Raw genomic sequence first — 11,249 nt, forward strand, 5'->3', positions numbered from 1 at the left:
GTCGTGAGCATGTCAGCCTTTGGGGCATGTTGATACGCTCTGTCTCCCTGTTTGATACGACTGGCTGGCGCTGGCCGCATTTTTCGCCGCGAGAACTTGCCTGCAAATGCAGAGGCCAGTTCTGCGATGGTGCGTACTGGCACGATCCGGCGTTTCTCGATGCGCTGGAAAAATTGCGGGGGGCGGTCGATCGTCCGCTGGTCATCAATTCGGGCCACCGCTGTCGCCGCTGGAATGCCAAAATGGGTGGCGCTGAGCATTCCATGCACAAGCAGATCGCGGTCGATATCGCGCTGGATGGCCATGACCGGTTTGCACTGCTGGCGGCAGCCGAATCGCTTGGTTTCAACGGGATCGGACTTGGCCGGAATTTCCTTCATCTCGACCGGAGGGCCCGTCCGGCACAGTGGTATTACAAGGGGAGCCGTGCGCTATGGCAGACATAGTTGGACTGGCGGCCAGCGCGGCCGGGGGCGGCGTCTTCGGCCTGCTCGGTACGGTGATCGGCCGGGCAGCAGGATATTTTGAGCAACGCCAATTACAGGCGCATGAGCGGGCACGCTGGCAGAACGAAGCGCAGCTGATCGCCTTGCACAGACAGGCCCAGCGCGAGGAGCACGCGGCGGCGGAGCAGCTGGCCGAGACGAGTGGCAGTTGGGCGGGGCTTGCCGCCTCTCTTCAGGCCGAGGCCGCGATTGGCGACAGCTATGCTTGGGTGAATGCGGTGCGCGCGCTGACCCGGCCCGTGCTGACACTCTTGCTCTGGCTTATCACCTGGCTGGTGTTCGTGGCTTCGCCGGAGGCCGAACAGGTCAAGATTGTGGAAACCGCCACCTTTGCCGCAACGGCAGCGACCCTCTGGTGGTTCGGGGATCGCGGGGCGCAGCGCACGGCGCGTTGACGTTCCGCATCGCGCCGGTCCATCCTGCCGGAAACATTGAAGGGCAGGCGACATGGGCGACTATATTCTCGTCATTGATGATGGCACCACTTCCACACGAGCGATTGTTTTTGATCGCGATCTGAATGAGGTCGCGCTCGCACAACAGGAAGTGCCGCTGTCCTATCCGAATGATGGTTGGGTCGAGCAGGACGGCGAGGAGATCTGGGACAAGACGGTGGATGTCTGCCGTAAAGCGATCGCCGAAGCGGGCGGTGTGGACCGCATTGCGGGGATCGGTATCACCAACCAGCGAGAGACGACGCTGGTCTGGGATCGCGTAACTGGCAAACCCATCGCGCCAGCAATCATCTGGCAGGACCGTCGTACGGCCGAGACGTGCGAGGCTTTGCGCAAGGCGGGTCATGAAGCGACCGTTCAGGACGAGACCGGTCTGCTGATCGATCCCTATTTTTCCGGCACCAAAATTGGATGGGTGCTCGACAATGTGGAGGGTGCCCGAGCCCGCGCCGAAGCAGGCGAACTGGCTTTCGGAACCGTAGAAAGCTTCCTGATCTGGAAACTGACCGGAGGCAATTCGCACGTCACCGATGTCACCAACGCGTCGCGAACATTGCTTTATCGGCTTGGGCTCGGAGATGCTGGCGGATGGAGCGACAAGATGTGCGCCACGCTGGGTGTGCCGATGAGCATGTTGCCGCAGATTCGGCAGAATGCTGATGATTTCGGCACCAGCGAGGAAAGCCTCTTCGGCAAGGCGCTGCCGATCCTGTCCGCGGCGGGCGATCAGCAATCCGCGCTTGTGGGACAAGCTTGCCTGGAGCCCGGTACCGCCAAGATCACTTATGGCACCGGGGCGTTTCTCGTGGCTAACTGCGGTACTATTCGTCCGCAGTCGGCAAATCGCTTGTTGGGCACGGTCGGCTATGAAGTGGCGGGCAGGGGTGCGATGGCCCTGGAGGGCTCAATCTTCAATGCCGGAACCATAGTGCAATGGCTGCGTGACGATTTGCGCCTGATCGAGGATGCGGCCGAAAGTGCGGACGTGGCGGCGGCGCTCAGTGGCAATGGCGGGGTCTATATCGTCCCGGCCTTTACCGGGCTTGGCGCTCCGCATTGGGCGGCCGATGCGCGCGGCACGATCAGCGGCATTACCCGCGCCACCAAGGCCGAACATCTGGTGCGGGCGGGGCTGGAATCGGTCGCCTATCAGACGCGTGACTTGCTCGATGCTTTTGAAGCCGATGGCGTTGCGATCAAGGAACTGCGCGTCGATGGGGGCATGGTGGCGAATGACTGGTTGATGCAGTTCACGGCCGACATTTGCGAGCGTCCGATCCTGCGCCCTGACTATCGCGAGATGACGGCGCTTGGGGCCGCAGCTCTGGCGGCTATGCAGCTTGGATGGTTGGCTGCCGACGCGTGGGCCAACCGCACTGTGCCCGGCACCCGGTTCGAACCGAAAATGGAAAAGACCGCTTCGGCCCGTTTGCGACGCGGCTGGGCGACGGCGCTTCGCAAGACGCTGGCCTGAGCGTCTATCAAGCGAAAACAAAAAAAGGGCGGACACGAAGTCCGCCCTTTTCTCATTTGTCGTTTGCGATCACTTACATGCCGCAGGTATTGGTCAGGAAGGTCTCGATTTCTTCCAGAACCTGTTCCTTGTGCTCAGGCAACCATTTGGCGCTCTGGTGACCCATCTGCTTCATGACAAGAAACTTGCTGTCAGGCTGCTTGTCCTTGATGGCATTGTAGAAGTCGCGGCTGTGGAAGATCGGCACGCGGACATCGTAGTCACCATGATAGATCAGGATAGGGATGTTGATCTTGTCCGTGTTCTTCATCGGGTCCATGCCCTTGACGGTGTCACCCTGAACAATGCGCTGGATGCGATTGTCGCCCCATTCATTGCCGAGCTTGGCAAGGTTCGAAACGCCGGCCCCAGCAATGGCGCACTGGTAAGGGCTGTTCGGACGAACGGACGCGGCAAATGCTGCAAACCCGCCATAGGAATAGCCATGAATGGCGATCTTGTCGGCATCGACATAACCATTCTCGACCAGCCAGGCTGCGCCATCATCCTTGTCGTCCTGCATCTTCTGGCCCCATTCGCCGTCGCCAGCGCGCCAGAGTGCACGGCCCCAGCCATCACTTCCGCGATATTGCGGCTGCATGATGATGTATCCGCGGCTCGCGAAGTATTGCGTCCAGCCTGACGAATCAAACCCGGCGCTATCACGGGCCCAGGGACCACCGTGCGGCACGATGATTGCGCCTTTGGCCTTCTGGCCTTCTTCATAGCCAGCGGGCAGGGTGATGATCGCAGGGATCTGCAGGCCGTCGCGTGCAGAATAGTAGACGAACTTCGACTTGCCGAGATCCTCTACGTCGATCCACGGACGCTGGGATCCGATGACGGCGACCTTGGACTTGTCGACCAGCAGGAAGTAAGCGGGCGGCATGTCGGCGGCGCTGACCGCAAAGAGGACGCGATTGCGATCTGCCGTATAGTCGCTGATAGCCACATTCTTGCCCGGGAAGGCCGCATCCAGACCATCCTGAATGCTCTTCATCTCAGGATCGAGCCAATAGGTTTCCTGAACAGGGCCGCTGTAGGTAAATCCAAGAATGGCACCGAAGTCCTGCGCGCGATCAGAGAAGATCATGCCCGAGGCGTTGAACTCGGGATGTGCGAATACGGGATCGTCACTGAAGGAGTCTGTGGACGCATCATACAGATAGATCGCGACCTTGTCGTCGAACTTGTCGGTCGCGACAAAGTAGTTTTCGGTATCGTTCTGCTTGCCGAGCACTTCCATATTGAAGCGATTGGCAATTTCGGTCGTCAGTGGCTCTTCTATCCGGAAATTGCCGTCATTATCCAGCAAGCTGATATATTGGCGCCAGGCACCACCTTCATATTCGAGTTCCGTCCGTGCAACAGGCTCACCGGTTCGGGTGCTGACTTCAATTTGCTGCGTATCGCTTGCCTTGAAGAGGAATTTCTCGCGGCCATTCGAAAGATCATGTTCGAAATAGCTTGTTCCGTTCTTCGTGGAGGTACGGCGAAGGACGATCTTGGTTGGATCGAGCGGAAGCAGTGAGGCAATGCCGGTATCGCCTTCCAGTTCGAAACAGCGGAGCAACATCTTGTTTGCGCCAATTTCAGCGCGGCCATCCGGGAGGTCATCAATCTTCTTGATGCGCTCGTTCCCCATATAGACCTTTTGAAGGTATTTCTTGGTCGAGCCGGTTGTCTTGCCTTCGCCACAACCCTCAAGGGCGCCGATATAGGGCTGGACCGTGAACCAGAGAGACTTCTTGTTCTTCAGCGCGCTTGCGCCGTAGAATTTGGTCTTCCCGCTGGATGGCGTGATGTTCGAAGGGACGAGCGGCTTGGTGGTGTCAATCTCGCCAGACAGGTCCCAATAGGCTGCTGCGCGCGCATCGCCATCCTTCGAGGGATCAGCAATCACGCCAACCAGCATGTCACCCTCAAGTGACATGGAGACACTGGAAACTGACGGGAATTTTGCGAAGTCTTCTGCGGTCACCGGTTCAGCCTGTGCGGCCAATGATCCCGCAAGCGCACTGATCATTCCAGCCGCCAAAATGCGATAGCGCATCAATGTATTCCTCCGAATTGGTTATGTTTACTATTTAAGTCGGGGCGAGGAGCGTCAAGCACGGTCATGCACTTATGCGACAAGAACACGTCCGCAACTTCTGGGAGCGTGGCAAGATTGTGTCCCAAACAACACAGTTTGGTGGCAGAAAGTGCCTCGTGGGTGAAATTTGTGTCATGAAATCTTGTCACTTCCAAAACCGACGTTCAACGTAGCGGCAAGGCCTGCTGTAAATGCGGGTGCTGGGTGGAAAACACCGGGCTAATAGGTGAGCAAAAACATATTTCAGGGGAAATACTGATGAACAAACGACTGTTCCGTCGGTCGGTTTTCGGCAGTGTCGCTGTAGGCGCACTTGTCATTTCCGGCGCGGCTCAAGCCCAGGACGCAGATGCAGAATCTGAAGACGTTCTGGAAATCATTGACGAGGCTCCTCAGGATGAGTCCCGCCAAGAGAAGATCGTGGTTACCGGCTCCCTGCTGGCTCGCGATTCGTTCTCTTCGTCTTCGCCGATTCAGGTGATCACGGCCGAAGTCGCAACGCTCGAAGGCCTGGTCGATACGGCCGCGCTTTTGCAGGGCTCTTCGCTCGCATCGGGCTCGACCCAGCTGAACAACACATTCCAGAACTTCGTCACCAATGGTGGTGTCGGTACGCAAACGCTCGACCTTCGCGGTTGTGGTGACACGCGTACGCTGGTTCTGGTCGACGGTAAGCGCCCAGGCGCTTCAGGTACGCGCGGCGCAGTTTCCGCACTCGACCTGAACGTCGTTCCACAGTCCATCATCTCCCGTGTTGAGATCCTCAAAGACGGTGCTTCGACCATCTATGGTTCGGACGCTGTTTGCGGCGTGGTCAACATCATCACACGTGATTCCGTGGATGACCTGGAACTGAACTTCAATGTCACGCAGCCCTTCGAAGAAGGTGGCGAGCAGTATTCCGCCAGCGCGGCATGGGGTTTTGAGCTTGGCGACAATGCGGCATTCACCCTGTCGGCTGAGTATCGTCTCTCCGAAGAGCTCGACGCCAGCCAGCGCGATTACCTGTCCTGCCCACGCGATCTCGTGCGTGACCCGCAGACCGGTGGCCTGCTTGACCGTCTGAACTATTCGGCTACGGCGACAGACCCGCGCAACAACTGTAACAACCTGTACCACAATACAGCCATCGACCTGTTCTCAAGTGAGCGTCTCGTGCCTTCCCCGGACGGTGTGACCGGCACGACGGCTTTCGGTGGTTCGATCCCGGGTTACCGCCCACGCGTCGGTACGGGCTATCTGGCCAGCGGCCAGCCATACTATGAAGACATTCTCGATGCGGCCTTCCTGGACAACTCGGACTTCATCCCGCGCAACGAGAACATTTCTCTGTTCGGCTCTGCCGATGTGACCTTTGCCGGTGTCGAATGGGATACGGAACTTCTCTTCAGCCGTCGTACGACGGACATCGAAGGTTGGCGCCAGTTCTTCCCGATCGTTGGCTCTTCGCAAACGCCGTTTGGTGTTCTGCCGCAGTATGGCTACATCGCTGATCCGACCTATTCGAATGACATGAATTCGCTGGTCCAGATCGTGGCACCATTCCCGACGACCGATAAGGTTGAAGTCGACTACTTCTACGGCAGCACGTCGTTCTCCGGCGGCTTTGCTCCGGGCGTTCTCGACGCATGGTCCTGGAAAATCGACGGCACCTATTCGCGCGGCGAAGGTACCTATGAAGGCAGCGAGATCCTGATCTCCCAGTCGGGTGACTGGAACTTTGACGGCGTCGACTACGACAATGACGGCGTGCCGAATCTTGTCGGTCCTCCAAGCATCAACCTGCTGGATCCCGATATCCTCAGCGGTGCTGCTGTAAACGACCTGGTTGCGGCCATCGGTGGCTACCAGTCTGGTGAAACGGTCTATGAGCAGACCACATTGACCGCGGTCGTCGCGGGTGAGCTGTTCGAACTGCCAGCTGGTCCAATCGGCCTTGGTATCGGCGCTGAGTATCGCGAATTCAGCATCGATGACACGCCAGGTGAACTGACCCAAAGCGGCGACATCTGGGGTTCTTCGACCGCAGGCCCGACCCGCGGCGAGAACACTGTCACCGAACTGTTCGCTGAAGTCGAAGTGCCGATCTTCAAAGGTCAGCCTTTTGCTGAAGACGTCACGTTCAACGGTTCTGTGCGTGGCTTCGAATACGACATCGGTGGTTCCGACTCGATCTACAAGGTCGGTCTGAACTGGCAGGTTAACCCGATCCTTCGGGCCCGTTCGAGCTTTGGTACGTCTTACCGCGCACCAGCGCTGTTCGAACTGTTCCTTCAGGACCAGACCGGTTTCCTGTCGCAGACCTCCATCGACCCATGTATCAACTGGGGCGATACCAATAACCAGAACATCCGTACCAACTGTGCCGCGGCAGGTATTCCTGACGACTTCACAGGCGGTCTTGGCGGTTCTGCTCTGATCACGACCTCAGGTGGGGGCGATCAGCTTGAATCCGAATCCGGTGAAACCTTCACCGCGGGTATCATCCTGACGCCAACTTTCGCCAACCTGAACATCGCGATCGACTACTACGAAGTTGAAATTCAGGACCAGATCACCAGCCTGAGCGGTGCTCAGATCGTCGGGGGTTGTTATGCAACAACGACCTTCCCGAACGATTTCTGTAACCTGTTCGAGCGTGACTCTGCGACGTCGCTGACGCCGTTCCAGCTCGACAACATTCAGGCCCTTACCCTGAACGTTGACTCCCAGCAGCAGCGCGGCATCGACCTTGAAGTTCGCTACGAAGAAGACTTCAACTTCGGTACGCTGACTGTCGAAACCTCGATGAACTGGGCTCTGGAGCGTTACATCAACGTCTTCGGTTCGGACTTCGTCACGGGTGTGGAAGACAACGACTTCAACGGCACAATCGGTTATCCGAGTGTCGTAGGTGATGCGAACGTCCGTCTGGACCGTGGAGACTGGACCTATTCCTGGTTCACGACCTTCATTGGCCGTCAGGACAACAACCGCAACTTCGACGACGACCTGAACGAGCCAGCGGCCTATTTTGGTCTCGATGGACAGTACAAGGTCTTCACCGAAGCTCAGTTCGAACATGGTGCTTCTGTCCGCTGGACAGGCGACACATGGACGATCACTGGCGGTATCCGCAACATCTTCGACGAAGCGCCACCGCAAGTGTCTGACATCATCACGACCAGCGCAGGCAACACGCCGCTCAGCGCAACGGCCTACGACCTCCGCGGTCGCCGTGCCTTCGTGAGCGTGTCCAAGACCTTCTAGGGTCGAAGACAAGTCCAATATTGCGAAAGGGCGGACCATATGGTCTTGAGGCTGAATGCGATGGACAAACAGCCCGCGCGCGCCGGAAGACGCGCGCTCAGTGTCGCTGATTGTCGGGAAATTCCTGGTGCCGCGAGGGAGAATTGAACTCCCGGCCTCATCATTACCAATGATGCGCTCTACCACTGAGCTACCGCGGCATTGCAGGAATGGAAAGCGGGCTTTAGCTTATGCAGACTGACATGAAAAGGCCGTTTTGCTGCGAAAAGCACCTCATATGAAAGACAAGGTAACAGGACAGGATAATGCCGCACGCCGGGCCGAGGCTCTGCGGGCGAATTTGCGACGCCGCAAGGCGGCTACGCGCAAGGCAAAGGCGCCCCCGGCTGAGCCGGATACAGAGAAGAAATGAGCCTGCCGCTCAACTCTCAGGCTTATCTGCGTGGGCCGCACGGCTTTCTCGCTGCGGCCAGGGAAGAGAGCCTGTTCGTTCGGCAGAAACTGCCCTTCCTCGGCAAGTGCACGCTGGTACTGGGACATGCTGAATGTCTGGAATTCCTCAAGGATTCGGATCGTTTTGCGGTGGACGCGCGAAACGCCGGGTTTGATTCACCGTTCGGCCTCAGATTTCTGCCCAAATCCCTGAAGACGCTGTCCAACAATCTGCTGTCGCTGGATGACCCTGACCATCTGCGCTTGCGGCGTCTGGTCGACCAGCCCTTCCGGCGCGTCTCGATCGACGCATTGAAGCCGCGTATTCGCGAAACCTGTGATCGGCTGGTGGCGGAGATGGTTGAAGCAGGCGAAGCGGATCTGGTTGAGGGGCTGTGCCGACAGCTGCCATTATTGGTGATCTATGACCTGCTGGGGTTCTCGGGTGAGATTCGAAACAAGCTTGATTCTGTCCTGCATGGCCTGACCGCGACAGCGAACATATTCAATGTGCTGCGCGGCCTGATGAAGCTTGGCGCGGTTCAGAGAATGCTGGCGGAGGAATTCGAGCGCGTCCGGCATGAACCCGGGCCAGGCCTCGTCACCGAGCTCGTCCATGCTGAAGCCGATGGCGACCGCATGAGCAATGACGAGTTGGTTGCCATGGTGTTTGTCCTCTTCATCGCCGGACATGAGACGACGAAGCACCTGATCTCGTCAGCTGTCTACACGCTGCTGACCGAGCCGGACGCAGCGGATCAGTATCGGGGCATGGATGACGATGCGCGCGGCATCGCCGTGGATGAGCTCTTGCGCTACTGCGCGCCGGTGCAGATGACCAAGCCGCGGCATGCACGCGAGGATCTGGAGTTCCACGGCTTGTCAATGAAACGCGGCGAACGCCTTGTTGCCTTGCTTGCGGCGGCCAATATTGATCAGCGTGTGTTTGAGGGCCCTCGAAACCTGGACCTGACCCGCAGGCCAAATCGCCATCTTGGCTGGGGTGGCGGGCCGCATATCTGCCTCGGCCTGCACTTGGCACGCGCCGAAGCACAGGCGGCGCTCGATTGTCTTCTGGACGGCTGGCCGGGCCTCGCCCTGGGCGTTGAGCCGGAACGGCTGAAGTGGATTCCGCGCTCCGGCTTGCGGGGGCTTAAGCAACTGCCGGTAATATTTGGATAAAGTCTGTGCAGCCTTGCCACATTCAGGCCCTTCCAAAGCCGCGAAGCGCTGTATAAGGGCAATCCATGGATAAATTGCACATCAAGGGCGGCGCTCATCTGAATGGCCGCATTCCGGTTTCCGGCGCGAAGAACTCCGCTCTGAAGCTGATGGTCGCATGCTTGCTGACTGACGAACCCATCACGCTCACCAATATGCCGAATTTGGCTGATACGCGCTTCCTCGCGCAATTGCTGGAAACGCTGGGCGTTGAAGTCTATTGGCCAAAGGGCGATTCGACCTGTCATTTGAACGGTGCCGAACTGAAAAGCACGATCGCGCCATATGATCAGGTCCGCAAGATGCGGGCGAGTTTCAACGTGTTGGGGCCTCTGATTGCGCGTTCTGGCCATGCAACAGTCTCGCTGCCGGGTGGCTGTGCGATTGGTGCCCGGCCGGTCGATCTGCACTTGCAGGCCCTGGAAGCGATGGGCGCGGATCTGCGTGTGGAGCAGGGGTATGTGAAGGCCGCCGCCATTCATGGCCTGAAGGGCGCGCACGTTAATTTTGCCATGCCGAGCGTTGGTGCGACCGAGCATGCCATGCTGACTGCGACGCTTGCGCAGGGCGAGACCGTTCTGGAGAACGCCGCACGCGAGCCCGAGATTGAAGACCTTGCGGTTTGCCTGAATTCCATGGGCGCGAAGATCACCGGCGCTGGCACATCCAAAATTCGCATCGAAGGCGTCGAGAAACTGAGCGGCACGACGCATTCCGTCATGCCGGACAGGATTGAGGCGGGCACATATGCCATGGCGGCTGCAGCGGCCGGTGGCGATGTCACGCTTGAGGGCGCACCGGTGGCGGCCCTTGGCGCAATGATTGGCAAGCTGAGAGAGGCTGGCGTCACGGTCGAGGCCGACGAGGCCGCGGCCACTCTGCGCATCATACGGAATGGCTCGCGGCTCAAATCCGTCAGCGTATCGACCCAGCCGCATCCAGGCTTCCCGACTGACCTTCAGGCTCAGTTCATGGCCCTGATGAGCCTCGCGGACGGTACCAGCATCATTCGCGAAACGATTTTCGAGAACCGTTTCATGCACGCACCGGAACTCTCGCGTCTTGGCGCAGACATCACAGTGCGTGGGCAGGAGGCGGTCGTGAAAGGTGTGCCTCAGCTGACCGCAGCGCCAGTCATGGCGACAGATTTGCGCGCATCGGTCTCTCTAGTGATTGCAGGGCTTGCCGCAGAGGGGGAGACTGTGGTGAACCGTATCTACCACCTCGATCGTGGATTTGAGCGGCTGGAAGCGAAACTTAACGCCTGTGGCGCTAGCATTGAACGCCGATCCGAGGACGAAGACTAGGAATTGCTCAAGGGGCACTGATGGCTGATCACAAACCACTTCGTCTCCTCGCCGAAACGGCCGAGGATCTGGAAGTCATTTCCGCCGCCATTCAGGACAGTGTCGTGAAAGCGGGAAACCTGAAATATGAGTCCCGCCACAACCGGTTTGCGCTGGAAATAAACCGCTTTCGCTGGGAAGCGGGCGCGAAACGCGGCGACGGCCAGCGTGTGCGGTCGCTGCTGGCCTTCGATGGCGTGCTGGGCGCGAAGACCCGCGCTATCACCAAGACAGACCCGGAAATGATCCTGTCGCTGTTGCAGGTGACCTTCACCCCGGCAGATGAGCCGCCGGGTGGAAAGATCACGCTGATCTTCGCAGGCGACGGAGAAATCGTCCTTGAGGTTGAAGTTCTGGATGCAACCTTGCTGGACAGTGACTATGTGTGGCCGACGCGCCGCCTTCCCAGCCACGAGCGGCGCCGGAGATAGA

The 11,249-nt window shown here is 58.7% G+C and carries 9 protein-coding genes and 1 tRNA gene; 8 read left to right on the forward strand and 2 right to left on the reverse strand.

What is annotated here, in order from left to right; genetic code table 11:
* Positions 1 to 26: 26 nt before the first annotated feature.
* The 3 genes from L53_RS16690 to glpK are packed head-to-tail and all read left to right on the forward strand — an operon-like array spanning position 27 to position 2,435.
* A complete protein-coding gene (locus tag L53_RS16690; RefSeq protein ID WP_084332992.1) occupies positions 27 to 446 on the forward strand; it encodes a D-Ala-D-Ala carboxypeptidase family metallohydrolase in 420 nt (139 codons plus the stop codon).
* Positions 434 to 901 (forward strand): hypothetical protein, encoded by a 468-nt coding sequence (locus tag L53_RS02565; RefSeq protein ID WP_034811242.1) that lies wholly within the window; start codon positions 434 to 436, stop codon positions 899 to 901. The genes L53_RS16690 and L53_RS02565 overlap by 13 nt, the downstream gene beginning before the upstream one ends.
* A 52-nt stretch (positions 902 to 953) precedes the next feature.
* On the forward strand, positions 954 to 2,435 hold the full coding sequence (gene glpK, locus L53_RS02570; RefSeq protein WP_034811244.1) for a glycerol kinase GlpK: 1,482 nt from the start codon (positions 954 to 956) through the stop codon (positions 2,433 to 2,435).
* A gap of 73 nt (positions 2,436 to 2,508) precedes the next feature.
* Here glpK and L53_RS02575 read toward each other — a convergent pair whose 3' ends face one another.
* On the reverse strand, positions 2,509 to 4,527 hold the full coding sequence (locus L53_RS02575; protein WP_034811246.1) for a S9 family peptidase: 2,019 nt from the start codon (positions 4,525 to 4,527) through the stop codon (positions 2,509 to 2,511).
* A 300-nt stretch (positions 4,528 to 4,827) separates the two neighbouring features.
* Between L53_RS02575 and L53_RS02580 the strand changes: the two genes are divergently transcribed.
* On the forward strand, positions 4,828 to 7,818 hold the full coding sequence (locus tag L53_RS02580; protein ID WP_051607480.1) for a TonB-dependent receptor domain-containing protein: 2,991 nt from the start codon (positions 4,828 to 4,830) through the stop codon (positions 7,816 to 7,818).
* Between the two features lie 125 nt (positions 7,819 to 7,943).
* Here L53_RS02580 and L53_RS02585 read toward each other — a convergent pair.
* A tRNA-Thr gene (locus L53_RS02585) sits at positions 7,944 to 8,018 on the reverse strand.
* Between the two features lie 77 nt (positions 8,019 to 8,095).
* On the opposite strand from L53_RS02585, the gene L53_RS17505 reads away from it, so the two are divergent.
* The 4 genes from L53_RS17505 to L53_RS02600 all read left to right on the forward strand — a co-directional run bounded on the left by L53_RS17505 (position 8,096) and on the right by L53_RS02600 (position 11,248).
* On the forward strand, positions 8,096 to 8,230 hold the full coding sequence (locus L53_RS17505; protein ID WP_255341990.1) for a hypothetical protein: 135 nt from the start codon (positions 8,096 to 8,098) through the stop codon (positions 8,228 to 8,230).
* Positions 8,227 to 9,432 (forward strand): cytochrome P450, encoded by a 1,206-nt coding sequence (locus L53_RS02590; RefSeq protein WP_034811248.1) that lies wholly within the window; start codon positions 8,227 to 8,229, stop codon positions 9,430 to 9,432. The genes L53_RS17505 and L53_RS02590 overlap by 4 nt, the downstream gene beginning before the upstream one ends.
* A 65-nt stretch (positions 9,433 to 9,497) precedes the next feature.
* On the forward strand, positions 9,498 to 10,778 hold the full coding sequence (gene murA, locus L53_RS02595) for a UDP-N-acetylglucosamine 1-carboxyvinyltransferase (RefSeq protein ID WP_034811249.1): 1,281 nt from the start codon (positions 9,498 to 9,500) through the stop codon (positions 10,776 to 10,778).
* A 20-nt stretch (positions 10,779 to 10,798) separates the two neighbouring features.
* Positions 10,799 to 11,248, forward strand: a complete 450-nt coding sequence (locus L53_RS02600) for a DUF2948 family protein (RefSeq protein ID WP_034811252.1) — start codon at positions 10,799 to 10,801, stop codon at positions 11,246 to 11,248.
* Position 11,249 lies beyond the last annotated feature (1 nt).

Origin of the sequence: Hyphomonas sp. L-53-1-40 (assembly GCF_000682775.1) — a bacterium.
In the GTDB taxonomy this organism is placed as follows: domain Bacteria; phylum Pseudomonadota; class Alphaproteobacteria; order Caulobacterales; family Hyphomonadaceae; genus Hyphomonas.

Bases quoted from the DNA above. Each gene is read 5' to 3' on its own strand.
- L53_RS16690 (WP_084332992.1), top strand. From the start codon at position 27: ATGTTGATACGCTCTGTCTCCCTGTTTGATACGACTGGCTGGCGCTGG.
- L53_RS02565 (WP_034811242.1), top strand. From the start codon at position 434: ATGGCAGACATAGTTGGACTGGCGGCCAGCGCGGCCGGGGGCGGCGTC.
- glpK (WP_034811244.1), top strand. From the start codon at position 954: ATGGGCGACTATATTCTCGTCATTGATGATGGCACCACTTCCACACGA.
- L53_RS02575 (WP_034811246.1), bottom strand. From the start codon at position 4,527: ATGCGCTATCGCATTTTGGCGGCTGGAATGATCAGTGCGCTTGCGGGA.
- L53_RS02580 (WP_051607480.1), top strand. From the start codon at position 4,828: ATGAACAAACGACTGTTCCGTCGGTCGGTTTTCGGCAGTGTCGCTGTA.
- L53_RS17505 (WP_255341990.1), top strand. From the start codon at position 8,096: ATGAAAGACAAGGTAACAGGACAGGATAATGCCGCACGCCGGGCCGAG.
- L53_RS02590 (WP_034811248.1), top strand. From the start codon at position 8,227: ATGAGCCTGCCGCTCAACTCTCAGGCTTATCTGCGTGGGCCGCACGGC.
- murA (WP_034811249.1), top strand. From the start codon at position 9,498: ATGGATAAATTGCACATCAAGGGCGGCGCTCATCTGAATGGCCGCATT.
- L53_RS02600 (WP_034811252.1), top strand. From the start codon at position 10,799: ATGGCTGATCACAAACCACTTCGTCTCCTCGCCGAAACGGCCGAGGAT.